Annotated in this window: 19 protein-coding genes; 7 read left to right on the top strand and 12 right to left on the bottom strand. The window is 64.0% G+C overall.

The window, feature by feature from the left end; all coding sequences use genetic code 11:
- Positions 1-93 precede the first annotated feature (93 nt).
- The gene (hslV, locus tag FFS30_RS06705; protein ID WP_137912288.1) at positions 94-633 is read right to left on the bottom strand and encodes an ATP-dependent protease subunit HslV; all 540 of its coding nucleotides are present in this window, start codon (positions 631-633) and stop codon (positions 94-96) included.
- A gap of 123 nt (positions 634-756) precedes the next feature.
- On the opposite strand from hslV, the gene rarD reads away from it, so the two are divergent.
- Complete coding sequence (gene rarD, locus FFS30_RS06700) at positions 757-1665, top strand: EamA family transporter RarD (RefSeq protein ID WP_137912287.1); 909 nt, start codon at positions 757-759, stop codon at positions 1663-1665.
- On the opposite strand, the gene FFS30_RS06695 is transcribed toward rarD, so the two are convergent.
- The 10 genes from FFS30_RS06695 to FFS30_RS06650 all read right to left on the bottom strand — a co-directional run bounded on the left by FFS30_RS06695 (position 1662) and on the right by FFS30_RS06650 (position 10748).
- The gene (locus FFS30_RS06695; RefSeq protein ID WP_137912286.1) at positions 1662-3059 is read right to left on the bottom strand and encodes a TAXI family TRAP transporter solute-binding subunit; all 1398 of its coding nucleotides are present in this window, start codon (positions 3057-3059) and stop codon (positions 1662-1664) included. The genes rarD and FFS30_RS06695 overlap by 4 nt on opposite strands.
- 13 nt (positions 3060-3072) lie before the next feature.
- Positions 3073-4281 carry a VWA domain-containing protein gene (locus FFS30_RS06690; RefSeq protein WP_249352214.1) on the bottom strand — a complete coding sequence of 403 codons (1209 nt, stop codon included), beginning with the start codon at positions 4279-4281 and terminating at the stop codon, positions 3073-3075.
- Between the two features lie 132 nt (positions 4282-4413).
- The gene (locus FFS30_RS06685) at positions 4414-5262 is read right to left on the bottom strand and encodes a MoxR family ATPase (protein ID WP_137912285.1); all 849 of its coding nucleotides are present in this window, start codon (positions 5260-5262) and stop codon (positions 4414-4416) included.
- A gap of 147 nt (positions 5263-5409) precedes the next feature.
- Complete coding sequence (gene xerC, locus FFS30_RS06680; RefSeq protein ID WP_137912284.1) at positions 5410-6303, bottom strand: tyrosine recombinase XerC; 894 nt, start codon at positions 6301-6303, stop codon at positions 5410-5412.
- The gene (locus tag FFS30_RS06675) at positions 6300-6998 is read right to left on the bottom strand and encodes a DUF484 family protein (RefSeq protein WP_137912283.1); all 699 of its coding nucleotides are present in this window, start codon (positions 6996-6998) and stop codon (positions 6300-6302) included. Before FFS30_RS06675 ends, xerC begins: the two co-directional genes overlap by 4 nt.
- Positions 6991-7818 carry a diaminopimelate epimerase gene (gene dapF / locus FFS30_RS06670; protein WP_137912282.1) on the bottom strand — a complete coding sequence of 276 codons (828 nt, stop codon included), beginning with the start codon at positions 7816-7818 and terminating at the stop codon, positions 6991-6993. The genes FFS30_RS06675 and dapF overlap by 8 nt, the downstream gene beginning before the upstream one ends.
- 17 nt (positions 7819-7835) lie before the next feature.
- Positions 7836-8033 carry a lipoprotein gene (locus FFS30_RS06665; RefSeq protein ID WP_137912281.1) on the bottom strand — a complete coding sequence of 66 codons (198 nt, stop codon included), beginning with the start codon at positions 8031-8033 and terminating at the stop codon, positions 7836-7838.
- Between the two features lie 155 nt (positions 8034-8188).
- The gene (locus tag FFS30_RS06660; RefSeq protein WP_249352212.1) at positions 8189-8887 is read right to left on the bottom strand and encodes a sel1 repeat family protein; all 699 of its coding nucleotides are present in this window, start codon (positions 8885-8887) and stop codon (positions 8189-8191) included.
- 43 nt (positions 8888-8930) lie between these two features.
- The gene (locus FFS30_RS06655; RefSeq protein ID WP_212742414.1) at positions 8931-9752 is read right to left on the bottom strand and encodes a sel1 repeat family protein; all 822 of its coding nucleotides are present in this window, start codon (positions 9750-9752) and stop codon (positions 8931-8933) included.
- A gap of 216 nt (positions 9753-9968) precedes the next feature.
- The gene (locus FFS30_RS06650; protein WP_137912280.1) at positions 9969-10748 is read right to left on the bottom strand and encodes a helix-turn-helix transcriptional regulator; all 780 of its coding nucleotides are present in this window, start codon (positions 10746-10748) and stop codon (positions 9969-9971) included.
- A gap of 205 nt (positions 10749-10953) precedes the next feature.
- On the opposite strand from FFS30_RS06650, the gene FFS30_RS06645 reads away from it, so the two are divergent.
- On the top strand, positions 10954-12138 hold the full coding sequence (locus FFS30_RS06645; RefSeq protein WP_249352291.1) for an MFS transporter: 1185 nt from the start codon (positions 10954-10956) through the stop codon (positions 12136-12138).
- 50 nt (positions 12139-12188) lie between these two features.
- Here FFS30_RS06645 and FFS30_RS06640 read toward each other — a convergent pair whose 3' ends face one another.
- Positions 12189-14240: an SPFH domain-containing protein gene (locus tag FFS30_RS06640; RefSeq protein ID WP_137912278.1), complete on the bottom strand. Its 2052-nt coding sequence runs from the start codon at positions 14238-14240 to the stop codon at positions 12189-12191.
- Between the two features lie 369 nt (positions 14241-14609).
- Between FFS30_RS06640 and FFS30_RS06635 the strand changes: the two genes are divergently transcribed.
- From FFS30_RS06635 to FFS30_RS06615, 5 genes are all read left to right on the top strand, one after another.
- Entirely contained in the window at positions 14610-15842 is a 1233-nt protein-coding gene (locus FFS30_RS06635) for a sterol desaturase family protein (RefSeq protein ID WP_137912277.1), read from the top strand.
- Positions 15843-15946: 104 nt separating this feature from the next.
- Positions 15947-17050 carry a DUF2167 domain-containing protein gene (locus FFS30_RS06630; protein ID WP_137912276.1) on the top strand — a complete coding sequence of 368 codons (1104 nt, stop codon included), beginning with the start codon at positions 15947-15949 and terminating at the stop codon, positions 17048-17050.
- A gap of 91 nt (positions 17051-17141) precedes the next feature.
- Positions 17142-20651 (top strand): indolepyruvate ferredoxin oxidoreductase family protein, encoded by a 3510-nt coding sequence (locus tag FFS30_RS06625; RefSeq protein WP_137912275.1) that lies wholly within the window; start codon positions 17142-17144, stop codon positions 20649-20651.
- A gap of 116 nt (positions 20652-20767) precedes the next feature.
- Positions 20768-22141 (top strand): type II toxin-antitoxin system HipA family toxin YjjJ, encoded by a 1374-nt coding sequence (gene yjjJ, locus FFS30_RS06620; protein ID WP_137912274.1) that lies wholly within the window; start codon positions 20768-20770, stop codon positions 22139-22141.
- Between the two features lie 71 nt (positions 22142-22212).
- Positions 22213-24915 (top strand): DEAD/DEAH box helicase, encoded by a 2703-nt coding sequence (locus tag FFS30_RS06615; protein WP_137912273.1) that lies wholly within the window; start codon positions 22213-22215, stop codon positions 24913-24915.

Here is a 24915-nt window from a genome sequence, read left to right as displayed (position 1 = left end):
GTGATTGGTGAGCGGTCAGCAGTGAGCGGTGAGCGGGAAAAGCAACGCGGCTGGCGGATTGGCTCTTTCCGCTCACCGCTTACTGTTCACCGCTTACAGCTCTTCGATCGTAACGTTGTGATTGGTATAGATGCAGATATCGCCCGCGATGCCGAGCGCCTTCTCGACGATTTCGCGGGCCGGCAGGTCGCTGTGTTGCAGCAGCGCGCGTGCCGCGGCCTGCGCATACGGGCCGCCCGAGCCGATCGCGATCAGACCGTGTTCCGGTTCGAGCACGTCGCCGTTGCCCGAAATCAGCAGCGAGGCTTCCTTGTCGGCGACCGCAAGCATCGCTTCGAGCCGGCCGAGACGGCGATCGGTGCGCCATTCCTTGGCCAGTTCGACCGCGGCGCGGGTCAGATTGTTGCCGTACTTGTCCAACTTCTGCTCGAACAGCTCGAATAGGGTGAACGCGTCGGCCGTCGCGCCGGCGAAACCGGCGACGACTTCGCCCTTGGCGCCGAGCCGGCGGATCTTGCGCGCATTGGCCTTGACCACGGTCGCGCCGAGCGTGACCTGGCCGTCGCCGCCGATCACGACCTTGCCGTCGCGGCGCACACAGACGATGGTCGTGGCGTGGAAACTGTCCTGCATGGGAAAAATCCGGATTCGGGATTGGTTTTTCATTATGTGGACGCATGCGTGAATTCCAAGCATTCGGTCCTTTCCCTGATCGGCGAACGCGTGCAGACTGCACGGCCCTGCGCCGCAATTCCTATGAACACGTCTCCTTCCTCAGCCGACAGCCGCAGCGGCCTTGCCGCGGTGATCGGCGCCTTCCTGATCTGGGGCGTGCTGCCGCTGTATCTGCGCCTGCTGCAGTCCGTGCCGGTGCTGCAGATCATGTCGCACCGCCTGGTCTGGTGCTGCCTGTTCGTCAGCTTGTGGCTCGCTGCGTGCGGCCGCCTCGGCGGCGTACGTGCGGCCTTGGCTACGCCGGCGACGCGCTGGCGGCTCGCCGCGTCGGCGACGATGATCAGTGTCAACTGGCTGGTCTACGTCTGGTCGGTGAACAACGGCCATATCGTCGAAGCGAGCCTCGGCTATTTCATCAATCCGCTGGTCAACGTACTGTTCGGCGTGCTGTTGCTCTCGGAGCGGCTCAGCCGCGTGCAGTGGGGCGCGGTCGGCCTGGCCACCGTCGGCGTCGCCTGGCTGACCTGGCATGCGGGCGCGCCGCCGTGGATTTCGCTCGCGCTGGCGCTCTCGTTCGGCGCCTACGGCCTGATCCGCAAGACCGTGGCGGTCGAGGCGGTCGACGGGCTGGCGGCGGAAACCCTGCTGATCGCGCCGATCGGCGCCGCCTATCTGATCTGGACGCAGTTCGACGGCAGCGGCGCGTTCGGCCACGCCGGCGGTTTGATCGACCTCTGGCTCGTCGTCAGCGGCGTGGTGACGGCGTTGCCGCTCGCCCTGTTCGCCTACGGCGCACGGCGCATCGCCTACTCGACCGTCGGCGTGTGCCAGTACATCGGCCCGACCTTGCAACTGCTGATCGGCGTGGTGCTATTCCACGAGCCGTTCGGCACTGCGCGCGCGTTCGGCTTCGCCCTGATCTGGCTGGCGCTGGCGATCTACGCCGGCGAGGGCCTGTTGCGCGCGCGGCGCGAGCGTTCGCGCACCTAGCTCAACGTCTTGGTCAACTGCGTGCGCACGAAGTCGATGTGCTGGCGCAGGATGTAGACGTCGCTGGCGAACGTGCCCGGCATTTTCGCCGCGATCGTCGAACGTTCGATTTCGGCCAGGCGCTCGAGCATCGCGTCGCGCTGTTCCGGCGACGGCGATTGCGTGCTCAGGCGTTCCAGTGCCATCAGCTCGCCGTAGCGGCGGTAGATGCGCCGCTTCACGCGCCAGGCGTAGAGTCTCGGCACGAGTTGCAGGCCCGGCAGCAGCACGACGAGGGCGGGCACAAGGATCACGAGCAGGCGGTTGACCAGACTCGCGAGCCAGAACGGCAGATATCGGTAGACCAGGCCCTTGCCGGATTTGTAGTAACGATCCGCCTCGTCGCTGAGCGGGTAGCCGTGCTGCGAGGGCGCGGGAAATTCGCCGGGCTTCTGGAACATCGCGTTGCGCGGCGCCTGGCTCGACGCTTCGATCAGCAGATCGACCAGCGCCGGATGCAGATCGCTGCGTGCGATCAGCTCCACCGTCGGCGCGAGCAGGGTCAGCGGCTGCGGCGGAATATTGTTGCCGAGGTCAAACGCGCCGGCCGGCAATTGCAGCTTGCTCAGGTAGGCGAAGCGCTGCACGTAGGCGTCGGCCTGCGGAAAATCGTACAGGCGCACGCCGTCGCCTTCGGCATGCATGAGCTTGCGGATATTGCTCAGCGCGACCGATTCGCCGGAAAGAAACACCGCGTCGAGTTTGTGTTCGAGAAAGGCCTGGGTCGCCGCGTCGTTCTCAATCGGCAGCAGGGTGCTCGATCCCTTCTGGTACTCGATGCCGTTGGCCTTGAGCATTGCCAGCGCGAGAAAGTGCGTACCGCTGCCGACCGCGCCGATGCCGATGTGCTTGCCGGCGAGTTCGGACAATTGCCGGATCGGCTGGTCGGCGCGGTAGAACACGGTCAACGGCTGATAGAACACGCTGCCGAGCGAAACTAGTTCGCTCGCGTCGCCCTCGTTCGGCTCGACGCCGCCCTGGACGAAGGCGACGTCGACCTTCGGATTCGGTGCGAGCATGCGGTGCAGATTGTCCTGCGAGCCTTCGGTGGTGACGATCTGCAGCTCCACGCCGCTGCGCGCGAGCACCTTGCGGTAGCCCTGCGCCGCGAGCTGAAAATAGCTGCCGGCCGGGCCTGCCGCTATCGCGAGCCGGCGCGGCGGCGAGGGCTGGACGAAATGCAGGGTCAGCGCGACCGCGAGCGCGCTCAGCAGCAGCACCGGACCCAAGGTGACGGCGAGATCGCGCCAGGCGATCTGCGGCAGCCGCGGCAGCGCCGAAAGCAGCGGTATGCGCTTGCGCCGTTCGGGTGCCGCATTGCCGTCGCCGTCGCCGTTGCCGCGAAGCTCGCTCATGGGATTTCCTCGGCTACTTTGCGAGCCAGCGCGTGGCTTCAGTCAGCCCGTCGGGCGTCAGCGGATACATATGCTCGTCGACGAGTTCGCGGATCATCTGGTTCGACATCGTGTAGCCCCACTGATTGCGCGGTGTCGGATTGAGCCAGACGACCTTGCGGAAATGCGCCATGATGCGGCGGAACCACGCCTCGCCGGGCTCTTCGCTGCCGCCGAAATCGTCGATGCCGCCGCCGACGTGGGTGATCTCATAGGGCGCCATCGCCGCATCGCCGACGAAGATCACTTTGTAGTCCGCGTTGTAGCGACGCAGCAGATCGCTCGTGGCGATGCGCTCGCTCATGCGCAGCGAGTCGTTGCGCCAGACGCTCGAATAAATGAAGTTGTGGAAGTAGAAATGTTCGAGACGCTTGAACTCGGCCTTGGCCGCGCCGAACAACGCTTCACAGACTTTGATGTGATCGTCCATCGAGCCGCCGATGTCGAGCAGGAGCAGTACCTTGATCGCATTGTGCCGCTCGGGGCGGAACTTCACGTCGAGCATGGCTTCACGTGCGGTCGCGTCGATCGTCGCGTCGAGGTCGAATTCTTCGGCCGCGCCTTCGCGCGCGAAGCGGCGCAAGCGGCGCAGGGCGAGCTTGAAATTGCGTGGCGATAAGTCGGCATCGCCATCGAGCGCGCGATAGTTGCGCTGATCCCAGACCTTCACTGCGCTGCGACCGCCGCCGTTCGGGCCGACGCGCATACCCATCGGGTTGGTCCCGCCCGCGCCGAACGGACTCGTGCCGCCGGTGCCGATCCAGCGGCTGCCGCCGGCGTGGCGCTCTTTCTGTTCTTCGAGCCGTTTGCGGAATTCTTCGAGCAGTTTGTCGAGTCCGCCGAGTGCTTGCAGCTTGGCTTTCTCTTCCTCGCTGAGCAGGCGCTGGAAACTCTGCCGCAGCCAGTCTTCGGGAATCTGCGCGAGCAGCGTCGGATCGATCTTGGCGACGCCGTCGAAATACGCGGCGAAGGCACGTTCGAAGCGATCAAAGTGACGCTCGTCCTTCACCAGCGTCGTGCGCGCGAGGTGGAAAAATTCCTGCGGATCGGCGAAGGCGAAATCACGGTCGAGCGCGGCCATCAGGTCGAGCCATTCGCGCAGGCTGACCGGTACGCGGTGGGTGCGCAGGGTTTCGAACAGGCCGATCAGCATGACGAAAGCCCACTTGTCATTCCAGCGCAAGCTGGAATCCAGCTCCTCGCTGTTTGACCGCACGGTAGAAGAGCAAAGGCTGGATTCCAGCTTGCGCTGGAATGACGAGCAAAGGCAGTTGCTCTATCCGTGTCCATCCGCGTTGATCCGTGGCGAAGTGCTTTACCCGCGACCTGCGCGGCGATGCATGAAGGCGAGTCGTTCGAGCAACTGCACATCCTGCTCGTGCTTGATCAGCGCGCCATACAACGGCGGGATCGCCTTGGCCGGATCGCGCTCGGCGAGTGCGGAGGCCGGGATATGGTCGGCGAGCAGCAGCTTCAGCCAGTCGATCAGTTCGGAGGTCGACGGCTTCTTTTTCAGCGCCGGCACTTCGCGCAGCTCGAAAAACATATCGAGCGCGCGCGCGGCGAGATCCTGGGCGATGCCCGGATAGTGCACGTCGACGATGCGCTGCAGAGTCGGGCGGTCGGGGAAGGCGATGTAGTGGAAGAAGCAGCGGCGCAGGAACGCGTCGGGCAGTTCCTTTTCGTTGTTCGAGGTGATGACGATGATCGGGCGCTGCTTCGCGCGCACGGTTTCGCCGGTCTCGTAGACGTGGAACTCCATGCGGTCGAGTTCGTGCAGCAGATCGTTCGGAAATTCGAGGTCGGCCTTGTCGATCTCGTCGATCAGCAGCACCGCGCGCCGGTCTTCGTCGAACGCCTGCCACAGCTTGCCGCGCTTGATGTAGTGGCGCACGTCGGCCACGCGTGGATCGCCGAGTTGCGAGTCGCGCAGGCGGCTGACCGCGTCGTACTCGTACAGGCCCTGATGCGCCTTGGTCGTCGACTTGATGTGCCAGGTATGCAGCGGTGCATCGAGCGCGAGCGCGATTTCCTCGGCGAGCAGGGTCTTGCCCGTGCCCGGCTCGCCCTTGATGAGCAACGGGCGCTGCAGCGCGATGGCCGCATTGACCGCGAGCTTCAGTTCATTGGTGGCGACGTAGCGTTCGGTGCCATCGAATTTCATTGGGCGTACCTGCGAGTTTTCGGCGTCATTCTAATAATTCCCGTCATTCCAGCGGAAGCTGAAATTCAGCTCTTTTTTCATGCTGTTCGAGCAAAAGCTGGATTCCAGCTTCCGCTGGAATGACGAGCAAGAAAGGGCGGTGCAACGTTATTTCTTTCTGCGTGCACGTGGATGCGCCGCATCGTAGACGCGCGCCAGATGTTGGAAATCGAGGTGCGTGTAAATCTGCGTCGTCGCGATATCGGCATGGCCGAGCAGCTCCTGCACGGCGCGCAGGTCGCCCGAAGATTCGAGCATGTGGCTTGCGAACGAATGCCGCAGCAGGTGCGGATAGACGCGGCGCTCGATGCCCTGTGCCTTGGCCCAGGCCTTCATGCGTGTGCGCACGGTCGCCGCGGCGATCGGCGCGCCGTTGCGGCCGCGGAACACGGGCTCGTCTTCGCTCGTGACCTGTTCGAGTTCGCGCAGGTCGCGCAGCGCGGCGAGAGCTTTCGAACCGACCGGCACGATGCGCGTCTTGCGCCCCTTGCCGGTCACGCGCACGCTTGCGTCGGGAAGATCGAGATCGCGCCATTTCAGGCCGGTCAGCTCGGAGATGCGCAGGCCGCTCGAATACAGCAGTTCGAGGATCGCGCGGTCGCGCACGGCGTCCGCGCCGTCGGTCGGAATCTCGACGAGCCGGCTCATTTCGTCGACGTCGAGCACCTGCGGCAGTTTGCGCGGTGCCTTCGGCGCGCGCACGCCGGCGGCCGGATCGTGTTTGAGTTCGCCCGCGCGCAGCAAGAACTTGAACAGGCTGCGGCAGGCGGACAGGCGCGCCTGCAAGGTCTTCGGTGCGATGCCGGCGCGATGTTCGCCGGCGATGAAGTTGCGCACCGCGTCGCTGCGCAGTGCGGAAAAATCGTCGACGTTGCGCGCGCCCGCGTAGTCGATCAGCCGGGTCAGATCGTGCCGATAACGGATCAGGGTCTGCGGCGAATAATTTTTCTCGACTTTCAGATGGTCGAGAAACCGCTCCACCGTCGCGGCGAGCGCGCTCATCCGCGCGCCGGAAATCTCGCTATCCCGGCGGACACGGTTTCGGCGATGAGCTTGAGAAACAGCGTGCCCATACCCGGATGAAAACGGTTCGTGTCGCCGCTGCCGATCGCGAGCATGCCGAGCGGCGCCGCACCGTCGTTCAGCGGCAGCAGCGCCGAGGAACGCACGTCATCGGCTTGCGCGCCGAACAGAAAGTCGAGTTTTTCCGATTGCAGGCGGCCGCACAGCGCCTCGCCGCTGTTGAAGAACTCGGCGAACTCCGGCAACGCTGCGACGCCCTGCGGCTGCACGATCAGCCAGTCGGCCGCCGGCAGGTCGGCGTCGGCGCGCAGCAGGACGAGGCGAACGAAGTCCGTGCTGAAGTCTTCGCGCAGCCCGGCAACGATGCGGCGCACGCTGCCGGCTAGCGTCGGTTCGCGCATCAGCGATACGTTGAGCGCGTGCACGCGCTGCACGAGCTGCTCGTTCTCGCCGGCGATATTGACCAGTTCTGTCAGGCGCCGGCCGAGTTCGCGGTTCTTGTCGCGCAGCACGTCGAGTTGGTAGCTCGCGAGCGAAGTCGTCTTGCCTTCCTCGCGTGGCGGCAGCAGGGTCAGGGCGAGGTCGGGATAGTCGTGCAGAAACGCCGGATGGCGGCGCAGGTAGCTCGCGATTTCCGCCGGCGTGACGCCGTCCTTGATCACGGTGTCATTCATTCCAATCTCCTTCGTAGACGAATGCGGCGGGTCCGGTCATCCACAGTGTGTGCCCGGGACCTTGCCATTCGATGTCGAGGCGGCCGCCCGGCAGATCGACCGTAACAATCGCGTCGACCTTGGCGCGCTTGCGCAGCACCGCTGCCGCGGCGCAGGCGCCGGTGCCGCAGGCCAGCGTTTCGCCGACGCCGCGCTCGCGCACGCGCAGCTTCAGATGCGAGCGGTCGACGAATTGCACCGCGCCGACATTGCAGCTTTGTGGAAAATGTTCATTTGTGGACAATGCTGCACCGAACGCGTGGAGCGGCGCGGCCGCCGTGTCGGCCACTTCGACCACCGCATGCGGATTGCCCATCGACACGGCGCCGAATTCGATGCACTGTCCGTCGATGGTCAGCGAATAAGGGTCGGCCGCGGCGAGGGCGAAAGGAATCTGCTCCGGCGCAAAGCGCGGCTCACCCATATCGACACGTACGCGGCCGTCGGCGAGCAGTTCGACACTGACCGGTCCCGACGGACTTTCCAGTCGTGCCGTGCCGGCCTGCAGCGCGCCCGCGCGCTTGAGCCATGCGGCGACGCAGCGCACGCCGTTGCCGCATTGTCCCGAGCCCGAGCCGTCGGCGTTGTAGATGCCGTAGTAGAACAGACAGGACGGATCGCGCGCCGGTTCGATCGTCAGCAACTGGTCGAAACCGACGCCGCGATGGCGGTCGCCGATGCGCGCGATCTCGGCGGCGCTGAGCGCGAACGGCTGGGTGCGGCAGTCGAGTACGACGAAATCGTTGCCGATGCCGTGCATCTTGGTGAAGTGCAGACTCATCGTGCGCGCCGCTAAGCTCAGTGCTGGTTGGCCACGTCCCCGGACTTGGCCACGGGTTGCGCCGCGTTCGCCGGCTGGTCCTTCTTCTTGTCCTTGTCCTGTTGTTGCTGCTCGGCGGTCTTGTCGGGCAACACCAGCGGGCCCTTGTTGCCGCAGGCGGTGAGGGCAAAGGCAATGGCGGAGACAAGCAGAATCGAGCGAAGCGCGTGCGACATGAGGGCAGCAACCGGTGGCGGAGTGAAGGCAGTATAACCGCGTGCCGTCACGGCTTCATGAAGCTGCCGAGTTAACCACCCAGGGCATATTTTCGAGCGAACACCGTGCGTGCCGCTGCCGATGTCTTCACCCAGGCGGCGAACAAACGCCTTGGCTATTGCTTGCGGCTGTCGTTGCCCGTCGGTGGGTTGGTGGCATTATCGTCCGGAGTCGGCTCTTCCTCCTGTTTGACCGGGCCGACAGTGACGATGCCCTGCCATTCGCGGTCGCGCTTGGCGAAGTACTGGGCCGGATCCCATTCGCTCAAATCCCAGCCGAAGCCGGTGTGCGAGCCGGTGAGTTTCATTTGCCCCTGACGCAGCTCCATGGTGAGCCGCCACTTGGCCACGGCATCGCCATAGCGCGACGCCAATTCGGCGCGCACAGCCATGGCCTGTTCGATCTGTTGTGGGCTCAATTCGGACCTGAAGCGGTCGCGCGTCGCAAGAAATTCGGGATAGCCGCGTTCCGCGGCGAGATCGAGCCAGGCATAGCCGGTTATCGGATCCTTGTCGGTGCCTTCGCCGTTCATGTGCATCAGGCCCAGACTGAGCTGCGAAAACTTGTCCGCGTAATAGGCACCCATCTCGAAATAATGCAGTGCGCCGGGATAGTCGCCATGAATGTAGTGGCGCATGCCGGTGGTCATGCCGTACTTGTCCGGGTGGGACCATGTCGCAGTCCGCTTCATCAGAAGCAGGGTCTTCGACATTTCAGGATCGTTGGAGCGATCTTCGCCGGCGTATGCAACGGTGGCCGTCACGCAAAGCGCAACGACCGCCACGAGAAGCGGATTATTCAGCCTTCTCCTCATCACCCTTGCCTCCGTTAGGAACGAGGGCGCTTCCAGGCGAGCGCTACTGCTTTTGTACGCCGCCGGCGGCCGGCGCGTCAACGGGCTTGGTTGTAGCGGGAGGCGATGCCGTGGATTGGCCGGCCGGCTTGCCCTGTTCTTCGAGCGAGCCGACGGTGACGGTTGCTTTCCACTCGCGGTCGCGGCCGGCAAAGTATTTGTCGGGATCCCAGTTGTCGCGCGCGTACATGTCGACGCTGCCGCAGCCGACCTGAGGGATGGTGCGGCCGCCGATGACGAGGGCGGGGCCGCAGTGGGTATTCGTGGCGATATGGTTGGCGCCCGAGTCGAAGCCGGTGCGCGATCCGGTTATTTCCGTCTGGCCTTGGCGTAGTTGTTGGGCCATGCGCGGCTTGGCGACGGCGTCGCCGTAGCGTTCGCTGAGTTTCTTGCGCATCTCTGTCGCTTGAGCGAGCTGTTCGGGCGACAATTCGGCCTTGAGGTTGTCACGTGTGGAAACGAATTCGGGATAGTCACGCTCGGCGGCAAGATCGAGCCACGCATAGGCGGTGACCGGGTCTTTCTTCACGCCTTCGCCGTTCATGTACATCAGGCCGGTGCTGAGCTGGGAAAGCTTGTCGGCGTAGTACGAGCCGATCTCGAAATATTTGAGCGCGCCGGCATAGTCCTTGTGCGCGTAGCGGCGCATGCCGACGGTCATGCCGAAAATGTCGGGGTGGTACCAGGTCGAGGCGTTGGCCATTGCGCGCAGGGTCTTCTGAACGCCGGGATCGTCGAGCGGATCGCCGTCGGCATGGGCCACCGGTGCCAGCATCGCCGCCGCGAGCGCGGCACAAAGCATCCGTTTTCCGAAACTTGCACGCATCGTTCTCTCCTTGGGGTTGCGTCACCGGGCCGCCGGGCGCCGGTATCGCAGAATCAGTTTCCGCAGACCGCACCGCCTCGGCCAGTGTCTAAAGACACGGTGCCGAGCGGCATAGTTCCGGGATGCGAAGCAGCGCCGCCGGGTCGCAGCTGGGCTTCGCCGTGTGCGATTTTCGCAGAAGCGAGCATCGTCTGCCGTGGGTTCAAATCGTTCGGTTCATTCCGGCGCGGACGCACCCGCGTATGCACTCGGTGCGACCCCGGTCTGGCTGCGGAACATCTGGGTGAACGCGGACGGATTGGCGTAGCCGAAATCGAGTGCGATCGTGGTGATCGAATCGCCCGCGGCAAGGCGCGGTAGCGCGGCGACCACGCAGGCCTGGCGGCACCAGGCGGCGAAGCTCGTCCCGGTCTGTTCGCGGAACAGGCGCGTGAACGAGCGGCGCGACATCGCCAGCGACTCGCACCAGTCGTCGATGGTCTCGTGCGGGGTCGGCTTGTCGAGAAAAGCGCGGCAGCGCGCGGCGAGCTTCGGCGAGGTCGGCAGGCCGATGTTGAGCGGCAACGTTGGTAGGGTTTCGATCTCGGCGATCAGCAGGCGCATGATCAGGCCGGCGCGCGCGTGCACATCGTATTTCGCCGGCAGGTCGACCGCTTCGAGCAGCAGGGCGCGCGCGAGCGGAGTGATACCGAGGACGCGGCACTCCTCGGGCAACTTCTTGCTGACCGCCGGTTCGAGGAAAATGCTGCGCGTGGTCACCGGGCCGACTGCGTAGACGTCATGATAGATGCCGGCCGGTATCCACAGCGCGCGCTGCGGCGGCACCACCCAGCGGCCCTGCGGCGTGGTGACGATCATCAGCCCGCTCGCGCCGTACAGTAACTGATTGCGCCGGTGCTGATGCGAGCCGCGCGCGATGCCGGGCGCGTAGTCGTTGCCGACCGAAATGATCGGCCGCGGCACGGATTCGTAGTCGTCGACGTTGGCGTTGCGCATGAGTGCACACAGGCTGGGAGAAGCCCAGCGGAGCTAATCCGAGTCGCGCTTGCGCGCGACGTTTTTATCAGTGGCCCAGTCTCGTAGATCGTTGACCTGCCTGCGGCGGTGGGCTAATGCGAACGATTCTAACCTGCACGCCTCGAATTCGTAGTACCGAGTAGCAGCCGTGAGCGCCAATCCCGCCGTTGTCTCCGAAGAATCCTTGTCCGCCGCACCGCCCGCTTCGGGCGCGGTGCTGGGCGTCCTCGCGGCAGTCAGTTCTTCGCATTTCCTCAACGACCTGATTCAATCGCTGCTTCCGTCAATCTACCCGATCCTCAAGAGCAATTACGCGCTCGATTTCGGCCAGATCGGCCTGCTGACCTTCACCTATCAGATCACCGCCTCGCTGCTGCAGCCGGTCGTTGGCGCCTACACCGACCGCAAGCCGCTGCCGTACTCACTGCCGTTCGGCATGGGCTTCACCCTGTGCGGTCTGCTCCTGCTCTCGCAGGCCGGATCGTTCCCGATGCTGCTGCTCGCAGCGGCGCTGGTCGGCACCGGTTCATCGATCTTCCATCCGGAATCCTCGCGCATTGCGCGGCTCGCCTCGGGCGGCCGGCACGGACTGGCGCAATCCGTATTCCAGGTTGGCGGCAATGCCGGCTCGGCGCTCGGGCCGCTGCTCGCGGCTTTCGTGATTCTGCCGCACGGGCAGGGTGCGCTGGCCTGGGTGTCGGTACTTGCTCTCGCCGGCATCGTGCTGCTGACCCGCGTCGGCCTCTGGTATGCACCGCGCGCGAAGCCGAAAGTCGCCAGGGTCGTCGAAGCGACGACGGATCTGCCGAGAAGCCGCGTCATCCTCGCCATCGGCGTGCTGCTTGCGCTGATCTTTTCCAAGTATTTCTATCTGATCAGCTTGTCGAACTACTACACGTTCTACCTGATCGAGAAGTTCCACGTCTCCACGCAGAGCGCGCAGGTTCATCTGTTCTACTTCCTCGGCGCGGTCGCGCTCGGCACTCTCGTCGGCGGCCCGATCGGCGACCGCATCGGACGCAAGTGGGTGATCTGGGTGTCGATCCTCGGCGTGCTGCCGTTCTCGCTGCTGCTGCCGCACGTGGACCTGTTCTGGACCGCCGTGCTTACCGTGATCATCGGCCTGATCTTGTCGAGCGCGTTCTCGGCGATCCTGGTCTATGCGACCGAGCTGCTGCCCGGCAATGTTGGCATGGTCGCCGGCATGTTCTTCGGCTTCGCCTTCGGCATGGGCGGCATCGCTGCCGCGGTGCTTGGTGAGCTGGCCGACCACAAGGGCATCGAGTATGTATATCAGCTCTGCGCCTATCTGCCGGCGATCGGTCTGCTGACGGCGTTCCTGCCGGACCTGCACCGCCGCCACGCCTGAGCGAAGGCGCAAAAAGCAGCCGGCGGTATGCGCCGGCTGCGGTATTTGCATCACTGCACCGTCGTCGTCTTCGGCTGACGGAACTGCTGACCCGCGGCGAGGATCATCGCCGTGATCGCCTCGATCGCATTGCTGCTCTTGCCGTCGCCGCCGACGAGAATCTGCGGCACGACCGGCAGCTTGCCGTCGGCAATGGCCTTGGTGATCTGCGCGGAGATTTCCTGCGCAAGACGGATCTCGGGACCGCCGTAAGCCTCGACCTGCTTGTGCGCCGCGCGCGCGGTCGCCTCGCCTTCGAGTTCGATGCGGTTCGCGTTCGCCGCGCCGATCGCCTTGATGCGTTCGGCATCGGCCAGCGCGACGTTGCGGATCTTCGCCGCGTCGGCTTCGCCTTGACGTGTCTGCGTCTTCACTTCGGCCAGACCCTTGTTCTCGGCAATCTCGATCGCAATGCGCGATTCGGTCAGGCCCTTTTGCTGGGCCGCAACCGCCGCCGCCTCACGCAGCGTGCGTTCCTTGACCGCGGCGGCCTCCTGCTGCTCGTAGGTCTCGATCTGTTCACGTGCGACCTGACGATCGCGCAACTGGGCGAGGATGTTTTCGATCTGGCTGTTGCCGGCCGGCGATTTCGGCGTGCCGATCAACACTTCCTGCAGTTCGAGGTTATAGGCGGCGAACTTGCCTTTCATGTCCGCGAGCGCCTGGCCCTGGATGTCGGCGCGCTGCTGCAGTAGCTCGATCAGCGTCTTGGTCTGCGCGGTGTTCTTGAAATACGCGGAGACCATCGGATCGAGCGTCTGCTCGACCAGCTTCTGCACATCGCCGAAACGCTGGATCACCTTCGCCGCCTTTTTGTAGTCGATATGCACGACCACGGACAGCGGCAGGGTGGGTTCGAACGCATCCTTGGTGATCAGCGAGATTTCCTTGAGGTTGCGATCGAAGTCGGAACCCGATTGGCCCGATTCCCATTTGAGGATGAAGTTGGTCGTCGGCACTTTCACGATCGAACCGGCGAAGCGGTTGAACGGATACTTGCCCGGCAGCATCGGAGCCTCCCAGACGCCGCGTTCGCCTTCACCGACGAGTTCGCCGTGTTGGTACTCAGCGCCCGAGCGGTCGGCACCGCGCCGGCCGGTGAACGAGACGATGACGCCGACCATGCCCATCGGCACGAGGGTCTTCTCGATGAACTCGACGCTCGCGAACAGGCGATTGACGTAGTAAGTGCCGTCGACCAGCACCTGATACTGGCGGCCGCGGAAACCGCCGGCGGCGAGGAAGCGGTCGGCGTCCTGGAAGTTATTGTGATACGTCGCGGCCGCGCTGCGGTCGGCGCCGACTGCGGGCGCGATCAGTTCGCCGGCGGGCAGGCCGGGGCCGTCGTGCACGGTGACGATGCCGATGACGTCGCTGATGATGCGCGCTTCCTTCGTGCCGGGATCGGCGACGCGGACACTTTGCCCCGACTGCTCGCCGATGACGACTGGGTGAAAGCCGCCGCGCGCTTCGATCTGCGCGCGCATCGCTTCGATCGTATCCGCGTCGGACTTCGCGAGCGCGACGGCGTAGGTATTGGCGCGCGTGAGCACGATGAACTGCGCGATATTGATCGCGTAGACGCCTTCGCGCAGCACCTTGCGCTGGGGACCTTTCTGGCCGCCGCCGGCAAGGAAGCTGCGAACGTCCTCAAAGTCACCTGCACTCGTTTGAGCAGCGCCGGCTTCCCGATCTTCGCGCGTGGGATGCGTGCTGTTCGCTCCCAACGTCTGTCCCGCTTCGAGCGGCCGGCCGTCGCGCGCGAACACATAGCCGATCTCACCCTGCGGCACGGTCACCAGGTCGACCTTGTGCACGCGATATTGGAACGGAAACAACAAATGAAAGCCGCCGCGCAGCAAGTCGGGCACATAGCCCGCTTCGCCGCTGAGGGCGACCAGGCCGCGTTTGACCGAGCCCTTGCCGGCCCATAGTCGTTCGAGTACGCCGACACGATTATTCGGCACGTAGACGACCGACGAATACAGCAGCATCAGCGCGACGATCACGCCGACGATGATGACGATATTGCCAAGACTCAATTCCGTATTAAGCCACGACATGACGTTCTATCCTTCGACAGGTTGGGACAAAGTGAAAAGGTATACAAACGGACACGCACAACGACGAGCTACATGGGCGGCATGGACCACTCCAAGTACTGGGAAAAACGGATGCGTGCAGGGGCGGCCGTGCGCGGGATGGCGGGCGTGGGATGCGAAGGCAAAGGTTCGCCTGGCCGGAATTCGGTCGCGTCGATCGCGACGAGCGGCGGTTGGATCAAACCCCTGGCGGATACGGTAAGCATGACTGCTTTCCTTCGCCATGAAGTAGGGATGAGGCAGGCCTTTTCAAGATGCGCGGCGCGCTCGTGCAAGTGCCTGAATCCGAAGCTATAGTGCGCGCAACGTCCAATTGGTCACAGTAACGTCATGTTCGGATCGTCCCTGCCGCCCGGTTCCAAGCGCGCGATTTCGCGTCGTATTCTCATTGCGCCGTTTGCGGCCACGGCGCGGCGCGTGAACGAAGTCGTCGACGACACCGACGACCTGCTTCATCGCAGCGGAGACCTGCGTACCGGCAAGGCGTTGATCACCACCGTGATCGCGCTGCTGCTCGGCATCCTCAGTCTGCTCGCAGTGATCGCGTTCCATTTTCCGCAGTACCTGACCATGCCGGAGCTGCGCCACAAGTATTCGGTCGACGTGCTGCGCCAACTGCTGTTCGCCGGGCTGCTCGTCGCCGGCGCACTGTCGCTGACTAATCTGGTCTTCAATCGCCGACGCAACCTCAATCTCGTCGCGTTCATTTGCGTCGTCGTTGCCGTGGCGTTGGGCGGCTCGCGCGTGCCGGTCGGGGATTTTCCGGACAACACGCCGTACATCGGCCTCGACTGGTTCATCCTCGACCTGCTCGGTTCGACGACGATCTTCGTCGTGCTCGAAAAATTGTTTCCGCTATACAAAGGACAGCCGATCTTTCGCCGCGAATGGCAGACCGACCTCAAGCATTTCGCGGTCAACCACTTTCTTGTCGGCCTGATCCTGCTGACCGTCAACTTTCTCATCCACAACGTGTTTGGCTGGCTGGTCAATCACGATTTCCAGCTCGCCGTGCAGCGCATCTGGTTCGTGCCGCAGCTTCTGCTCTGCATCCTCGTCGCCGATCTTGCGCAGTACTTCACTCATCGCGCTTATCACGAGGTGCCGTTCCTGTGGAAATTCCACTCGGTGCATCACTCGACGAAGACGATGGACTGGCTCGCGGGCTCGCGTCAGCACATGCTCGAAATCATTGCCACGCGTGTGTTCGTGCTCGCGCCACTGTTCGTGATCGGATTTTCCGAGGCTGTGATCAATGCTTACATCATCATCGTCGGCTTCCAGGCCGTGTTCAATCACGCCAACGTGCATCTGCCGTGGGGGCCGCTCAAGTATCTGATCGTGACGCCGGATTTTCACCACTGGCATCACTCGCAAGACGACGAAGCGATCGACAAGAATTATGCCGCGCATTACTCGTTTCTCGATTACCTGTTCGGCACTGCGGTGAAGTCGGAAAGGAAATTCCCCGAACGCTACGGCGTGGTCGGCGACTACATGCCCGACGGCTTCGTCAACCAGCAGTTGTTCCCGTTCAAGGCGATGATCAAGCCCGAGACCTAGCCGAAAATTGAAAATTCGCGACGAAACCGCGGCAAGCTGCCCGGTTTTGTCCGACGCGCTCGTCTACACTTCGGCGCATTCGTCCGCTCGGGGAAGTTGGAGCGATGCTACAGGGGCTGGTGGTTCTCTACGTGGTTTCCTTTGTCTTGGGAATTCACATCGCTGCGCGCGTTTGGCGCAGGCGCACGCTCGACGGCGTGTTGAGCCTCTTCGTTCCGGGCTACGTCTTCTATGCTCTGTGCAAATATTCGGACGACGTCGATCGCGATAAGCCTCGGCTACTGCTTGGCCCGTGTGCCGCGGCGGCGCTGCTTGCCTGCAGCGCATTCCACGTTGCGTCCGCGACAGCCGGCGAGAATCGTCCTGCCGTAGCGCAGAGCAATGCGCGTGCGGCGAGCGAAGACACTATCGACTCTGACGAGGGCGCCACAGTGCGGCGCTCCTCTTCCAACTGTTCGACCTCGGCGCCGGACAAGGCGGCGCCCGCTTCACCTGCGATGCGAACGCCGCCGTCCCCTGAGCCGGCGACCGAGGCCGAACCTCCACGTCGTGCGACGCCTGCGGAATTGCAAAGGCTCGCCGAAAAAGTCGATTTCCTGCGCGGCCGTTTCGCGCGCGAAGCGATCGGCATGCGTCTGGAAATTCCGCGCAATCAGCATCTGCTCGCAGGCGCCGACGCGCGCCATGCCGACACGGCCCTACGCGGCGAGCACGACGCGTATCTGGTCGGTTGGATGGTCGCCGCGAACAAGACGCTGACCGACGCCAATTTGCGCATCGTGCGTGTGCGCTGGCGTCACGACGGTCTCGTCGCCGCCGAATCCGCGATGCCCGATGCCGACGCCCTGCTCGAAGCAGCGCATACGCGCGCTTATGCGTCGCGACTTTTCGGCAGCGGCGGTTCGCTGCTGCGTTACGACTCGCCGCCGGCACGCGACGGCGCGACGGTCGTCTGGAGCGAGGAGCGTCAGCTTGACGGCGCGAAAGCGAGCGTGTTCGATTGCCACGCCGTACGTCTCGCACGCAAAGGCGTGCTCGAATTCAGCATCGCCGGCATGGATGCGAAGGCGGCGAAATCCTGCGTCGACGAACTGAGTTCGCTCGTCGCGTCGGTGCAGTTCGACGCGGGCACCGACTATCCCGCGCAGGCGGACAACGAGCCTCCGGCGCCCTATACGCTCGACGCGCTGATCGCGCAAACTCAGTAGTCCCCACAGACTCGAACGAGCGTTTGCCCCAGCGGACTTGCGCCGAATGCTAAACTTGCGCGTTCAAAACCCCGCTGCGAGCAAGGCCATCATGTCTGTTCCCGCAACCCAGCTCGACCTCGGCTACACGCTCGAGGACAAGTACACGCGTACCCAAGGCCGCATTTATCTCTCCGGCGTGCAAGCGCTGGTGCGGTTGCCGTTGATGCAACAAATGCGCGATCGCGCGGCGGGGCTTTCCACCGCCGGCTTTATTTCCGGCTATCGCGGCTCGCCGCTCGGTGGTTTCGACCTGGAGCTGTGGAAGGCCAAGAAACATCTCAAATCCTCGAACATCGAATTCCAGCCCGGCCTCAACGAGGACCTCGGTGCGACGATGGTCTGGGGCACCCAGCAGGCGAATTTGTTCCCGGGCGCGAAGTACGACGGCGTGTTCGCGATGTGGTACGGCAAGGGTCCTGGCGTTGACCGCTCGGGCGACGTGTTCAAGCACGGCAACGCCGCGGGTACTTCGAAGAATGGCGGCGTGCTTGCGCTTGCGGCCGACGACCACGCCTGCCGCTCGTCGACCCTGCCGCACGGTTCGGAACTCGAATTCGTCAGCGCGATGATGCCGATCCTCAATCCGGCCGGCGTGCAGGACATCCTCGACATGGGCATGCTCGGCTGGGCGATGTCGCGCTATACCGGCCGCTGGGTCGGCTTCAAGACAATCGCTGAGACGGTCGAATCGTCGGCCAGCGTCAACGTCAATCCGCATCAGCTCGATATCGTATTGCCGACGGACTTCGTCATGCCGGCCGACGGTCTCAATATCCGCTGGCCCGATCCGCCGCTCAATCAGGAAATGCGCCTGCACCAATACGCCGTGCAAGCGTCGCAGGCCTTTGCGCGCGCCAACAACATCGACCGCATCGTCATCGACTCGCCGAAGGCGCGTCTCGGCATCGTGACCACGGGCAAGAGCTATCTCGACGTGCTGCAGGCGCTCGAATATCTCGGCATCGACGACAAGATGGCTGCCGATATCGGCATCCGCGTGTACAAGATCGGCATGACTTGGCCGCTCGAACCGGTCGGCATCCGCCGCTTCGCCGACGGCCTCGAAGACATCATCGTCGCCGAAGAGAAGCGCTCCTTCATCGAATCGCAGATGAAAGAATATATGTACAACTGGCCGACGCGCGCGAGCGTGGTCGGCAAGTACGACGAAGAAGGCAATTGGATCCTGCCGTCGACGGCGGAGCTGACGCCGGCGATGATCGCGCTCGTTATCGCCAAGCGCCTGTCGCGCTTCTTCTCCAACGACACGATCAAGGCACGCGTTGCCTGGATCGAGGCGAAAGAGAAAGAGCTGACCCTTCCGCGTGCGAGCTTTCCGCGCGCCGCGCACTACTGCTCCGGCTGCCCGCACAACACGTCGACCGCCGTGCCCGAAGGCTCCCGCGCGCTCGGCGGCATCGGCTGCCACTACATGGTCACCTGGATGGACCGCCGCACCGACACGTTCACCCAGATGGGCGGCGAAGGCGCGACCTGGTGCGGCCAGGCGCCGTTCACCGAAACTCAGCACGTTTTCCAGAACCTCGGCGACGGCACGTATTTCCATTCCGGTTCGCTCGCCGTGCGTCAGGCGATCGCGGCCAAGGTCAACATCACCTACAAGATTCTCTACAACGACGCGGTCGCGATGACCGGCGGCCAGCCGGTGGACGGCAAGTTGTCCGTGCCCGACATCGCCAACCAGATGCGTGCCGAAGGCGTGCAGACGATCATCGTCGTCAGCGACGATGTCGGCAAATGGTCGCGGCGCGAGCTGTTCCCGCGCGATGTCGAATTCGTCGACCGCGCCGAGCTAGATGCGGTCTCCAAGCGCCTGCGCGAAGTGCCCGGCGTGTCGGTGCTGATCTACGATCAGACCTGCGCGACCGAGAAGCGCCGCCGGCGCAAGCGCGGCAAGCTCGAAGATCCGAAGAAGCGCGTTTTCATCAACTCGCTCGTTTGCGAAGGCTGCGGCGACTGCGGCGAGAAGTCGTTCTGCGTCTCGGTGCTGCCGAAGGAAACCGAATACGGCCGCAAGCGCGAAATCGATCAGTCGAACTGCAACAAGGATTTTTCCTGCGTCAAAGGCTTCTGCCCGAGTTTCGTCACGATTCACGGCGGCGGTTTGAAGAAGCGCAAGCCGGGCGGAGGAAAAGTGGATTTCTCCACGTTGCCGCAACCGAACTTCGCCAGCGACCTGGCGCAGCCGTGGAACATTCTCGTCACCGGTATCGGCGGCACTGGCGTGGTCACGATCGGTGCGCTGATCGGCATGGCCGCGCATCTGGAGTCGAAGGGCGCGACCGTGCTCGACCAGACCGGTCTCGCGCAGAAGGGCGGCGCGGTGACCTGTCATCTGCGCATCGCGAAGACGCCGGCCGACATCCACGCTGTGCGCATCGCCGCGGGCGAAGCCGACCTCGTGCTCGGCTGCGACATGGTCGTGGTCAACGATTACTGGGCGCTGTCGAAGATCCGCGCCAAGCGCTCGCACGTTGTGCTCAACACCTATGAGGCGATGCCCGGTACGTTCACGACCAAGCCGGACATGCAGTTCCCGGCACTGCAGATCGTCAAGGCCGTCGGCACTGCGCTCGACGGCGATCAGCCCGAGCTGGTCGATGCGACCGACCTCGCCACCAAGCTGCTCGGCGATTCGATCGCGAGCAATCTGTTCATACTTGGGTATGCTTGGCAGAAGGGCTGGGTGCCGATCTCCGAGGCTGCCTTGATGCGCGCGATCGAACTCAACGGTGCCGCGATCGAGATGAACAAGTCGGCGTTCAATTGGGGCCGTCTTGCCGCAGTCGACATGAAGAAAGTGAAGGAAGTCGCGAGCGGCACGGCCGCGTCCGTTCCGGCGCTGCCGGTCGCCACACCGCTGAATGACGCGGTGCTCAGTGCGAATCTCGACGATCAGATCGCTCGTCGCGTGGCCTTCCTGACCGACTACCAGGACGCAGCCTACGCGGCGAAGTACAAGGCTCTGGTCGACAAGGTGCGCAGCGCCGAGCAGGCAAAGGCGCCAGGGCAGACCGCGCTTACCCAAGCGGTCGCTCGCTATGCGTTCAAGCTGATGGCCTACAAGGACGAATACGAAGTCGCCCGCCTGTACACGAGCGGCGAGTTCGAAAAGCAGATCAAGAGCACCTTCGACGGCGACTACAAGATTCACTTCAACCTCGCTCCGCCGACCTTCTCCAAGAAGGACGCGGACGGTCATTTGATCAAGCGCGAGTTCGGCCCGTGGATGCTCCGCGCGTTCAAGCTGCTGGCCAAGTTCAAGGGCCTGCGCGGCGGCGCGCTCGATATCTTCGGCAAGACCGAGGAGCGCAAGATGGAGCGCCAGCTCATCGTCGAGTACTTCGCCACAATCGACGAACTGCTGTCCAAGCTCGATCGCGACAGTCTCAAGCTCGCGGTCGACATCGCCTCGATCCCCGAGCAGATTCGTGGCTATGGTCACATCAAGGAAGCGAATTTCGCCAAGGCGGCGAAGCAGCGCGAGCAGTTGTTGGCGGCATGGCGGAACAGCAAGCCGTCGGCTATCGCTGCATAAATCTATTCGGAATCTGTGTGATTTTCGGTGGTCTCGGCCAGAACATCAGCATAAAGACTGGGTCTTTTGAAAATTCGCACTTGACTATCTATTCATAAATCTATTCACTAAGACTCATGGACGAGTCGAGATTCGAGCAGCTCGAGACCCTTCTGCGCCGCCGCGGCATCGTCACGGCGGCAGAAATCGCGCGCGAACTGGATGTCAGTCAGGCCGGTGTTTCGCGGCTCGTCGCCGCGGCGGGCGAGCGCATCGTACGCATCGGCAAGGCGCGCGCTTCGCGTTACGCATTAGCTCACCCCATCGCCCGCGCAGGCAGCCGCTGGCCGCTCTATCGCATCGAGGCGCGCGCCCGTCCGGAGAAACTCGGCGAGCTGCAGGCGCTGCACAACGACGCCTTCTTGTTCGAGCCGGCGCGCCCGCTGCCCGCCTTTCTCGAGGGCGACTTCGGCAGCGGCCTGTTTCCGGGCCTGCCATGGTTTCTCGACGATCAACGCCCGCAGGGATTTCTCGGCCGCGCCTTCGGCCGACGCATCGCCGCGGACATCGGCGCGCGCGACGACATCGTACTCTGGCATAGCGACGATATCGTGCTCGGCCTGCTGCGCCACGGCGAGGATCAGGCCGGTGACCTCGTCCTCGGCGAAGCCACACTGCAGCGAGCCCTGCGCGATATCCAAGAGCCGCGTGCCGTGTTCCCCGCACGGCAACGCGCCAAGGCGTATCCGCAACTGGCGGACATTGCGCTCAGAGGCGAGAGCATCGGTTCTTCCGCGGGCGGCGAGCAGCCCAAATTCACCGCGACCTTGCGTTCCGACGACGGATACAAGCCCGTCATCGTCAAATTCAGCGATCGTGTGACGACGAGAGCGGGGCGGCGTTGGGCCGATCTTCTGATCTGCGAGCATTTGGCCGGCGAAACCCTGCGTGAGCATGGCCTGCCTGCGGCGATCAGCGATATCGTCGAGGCCGACGGGCGCGTGTTTCTCGAATCGACGCGCTTCGACCGCACGCCGGAACTCGGCCGCCGTGGCTTCGTCTCGTTCGCCGCACTCGACGCGGGCTACTACGGCCATGGCCGCATCGATTGGTGGCGCTTTGCATCCGAGCTCGCGCGCGACGGTTGGCTGAATGCCGACGACGCGATGTTGCTGCGCAGGCTCAGCTGGTTCGGCGAGTTGATCGCGAACAGCGACATGCATCTCGGCAATGCCGCGTTGCAGCTCGTTGATGCTCGGCCGCTGCCGCTTGCACCCGCTTACGACATGTTGCCGATGACATTCCGCCCGCTGCCGAGCGGCGAAGTTGTCGAGCGCGAATATGTCGTCGTTCAGCCTTTGCCGGAGCATCGCGAAGACTGGCGAATCGCCGCCGAGGCGGCCCTGGCATTTTGGCGCGACGTTGCAGACGAGACGCGCATTTCAGCCGGATTCCGCTCGATCGCGCGCGACGCGTCGGCGAAACTGAAGGCAACCGCCGCTCGCGCCTGAGCTTGCGACTGGACGCCGACGACCCATCTGGTCAGACTCACCTATTTGATTGCTCGCAGCAGTCCGCATAAATGGATGAAGCGCGATTCCGCCGGCTGCTATCTGGCCTGATCGGCCGTACGCTCGACCGCCACATGCTCGATCAAGGCGCAGACTTTCTGCGCCATGGCCGCGTGCACGGTTTGCGCTACGCCTCGGCCGCGCCCGAATCCGGCATCCTGTCCGGTGAAGTGGACGGCGGCGATTTGTTTGCGTGCGCAGCCCAGATTCGGATCGACGGCGGCGAAGGCGAACCCGATGTCGTCACGCAGTGCACTTGCGTACTCGGGGCCGCATGTGAACATGTCGCCGCGATCGCGTTGAAATTCACCGCTGCATACGGCCTGGCCGATATAAGCGGCGACGAGCCGGCGAAAGCCGATTCGGCGCCGCCGAATCCGCGCATGCGGACGCCGCGACCCGGAGCATCAGCCGTGCAAGCCGGCTCGACAATGGCAGCCGAAGAGCATCGCGTCGTACCGACGCCGATCGCCATCCTGCGCAGCGTCGCGATCGGCGACTCTGCCGGCCGCTATGACGCCGGTCTTGTTCGTCTGTGCTTCGACTATGCAGGGCCCAGATTGCTGTTCGCACCCGCGTCCGTACGCGAGCGGCGCCTGTTCAACGGCCGTGTGCTCGACATCGTGCGCGACCGCGGAGCGGAACTCGCAGCCTGCGAACAACTGGAGAGCCTCGGCTTCGTCGATGCCGAATTGCTGCGCCATCTGATCGGCGCTGCCGAAGGCGAACTCGTCGACGGCGACTTCGTCATCGAATCGCGGCGCAATCAACTGGCCACCGTCGAGCAGGTATTCGCGCTTGCGCCGAGCTTGCGCGAATTCGGCTTCAAGCTCGAATCGGCTGCGGGTTTTCCGTTCGCCCTCGTCAGCGAAACCGGCGAGTGGTACCTGCAAGTCGACGGCAGCGAAGACGAAGACGCCGGTAATCCCTGGTTCGATCTGCGCCTCGGCATCGACGTCGACGGCGAACGCGTCGATCTGCTGCCGATCCTGCGCCGCCTGCTTGCCGATCCGGCCTTTCCGCTCGTGGCGCGCAAGGGCGAAGCCGACGATGCCAGCTGGCTCGTGCCGCTGGACGAACGCCGGCGTGCGGCTTTGCCGCTGGCGCGGTTGCGCAAACTGATCGCGCCGCTCATCGAATGGTTGCAAGGATCGGCCGGCGAAGACGGAACCCTGCGCCTGCGCCGCGCGCAGGCGGGCGTACTCGACGAGCTTGCCGTGCCGTGGCGCGGCGGCGGTGCGCTGCGCGGCCTCATCGATCGCCTCTCCGCCGCGCGCGAACCGGCGACCGAACCGCGCGGATTCAATGCGACTCTGCGCGCGTATCAGCGCGACGGTCTCGCCTGGCTCGGCCTGCTCGCCGATGCGGGTCTCGGCGGCGTGCTCGCCGACGATATGGGTCTCGGCAAGACTGTGCAGGTGCTCGCCCACGTGCTCGCGGAAAAACAGCGCGGTCGCCTCGGTGCGCCCGTGCTCGTCCTCGCGCCGACCAGTCTCGTCGCCAATTGGCGCGACGAAGCCCTGCGCTTCGCGCCGGACCTGTCCGTGCTCGTGCTGCACGGTCCGGCACGCGCCGGCCTGCACGAGGCGATCACGCGCCACGATCTCGTCATCACTACTTATCCTTTGCTTTTGCGCGATCGCAAGGAGCTGCGCGCGCACGAATATTCCCTGCTCGTGCTCGACGAAGCGCAGGCGATCAAGAACGCGAAGACGCAATGGGCGAAGATCGTGCGCGAGCTGCCTGCGCGCCGACGCCTGGCGATGACCGGCACGCCGCTCGAGAATCATCTCGGCGAACTGTGGGCGCAGTTCGACGCCGTCGAGCCCGGCCTGCTCGGCAACGAGAAGAATTTCACGCGTTTCTTCCGCGCGCCGATCGAAAAGCGCGGCGACGTCGAGCGCCGCGAACGCCTGCAGCGCCGCATCGCGCCCTTGCTGCTGCGCCGGCGCAAGCAGGACGTGCTCGCCGACCTGCCGCCGAAAACCGAGATCACGCGCGCCGTCGAGATCGAAGGCGACCAGCGCGAGCTTTACGAAACCCTGCGCCTCGCGCAGCACGAGCGCGTGCTCGACGAAGTGAAGAAACGCGGTCTCGCCCAAAGCGGCATCGTCGTGCTCGATGCCCTGCTCAAGCTGCGCCAGGCTTGTTGCGATCCGCGCCTGGTCAAGCTCGACGCCGCACGCGGGGTCAAGACCTCGGCCAAACTCGATCTGCTGCTCGAACTCATCGACAGCCTCGTCGACGAAGGGCGCCGCGTTCTTTTGTTCAGTCAGTTCACCGAGATGCTCGCCTTGATTGAAGCGGCGTTGGCGGAACGCTCGATTGCCTACCTGACCCTGACCGGGCAGACGCCCGGAACGCAGCGTGCCGCCTTGGTCAAGCGCTTCCAATCCGGGCGCGTGCCGTTGTTCCTGATCAGCCTCAAGGCCGGCGGCGTCGGCCTCAACCTGACCGCGGCCGATACGGTCATCCACTACGATCCCTGGTGGAACCCGGCCGTGGAAAATCAGGCCACCGACCGCGCCCACCGCATCGGTCAGGACAAGCCGGTCTTCGTCTACAAATTGATTTGTTCGGGCACCGTCGAAGAAAAGATCCAGGCTCTGCAAGAGCGCAAGGCCGAACTCGCGCGCGCCGTACTCGAAGGCGGCGATGCGCAGAGCCTGCGCTTCGACGAGGCCGATCTCGCCGATCTGTTCGCGGCGCCGTAG

The organism is Rudaea sp. 3F27F6, from assembly GCF_005503555.1.
GTDB lineage: Bacteria > Pseudomonadota > Gammaproteobacteria > Xanthomonadales > Rhodanobacteraceae > Rudaea.
This window is presented reverse-complemented; position numbering and strand designations above follow the sequence as displayed.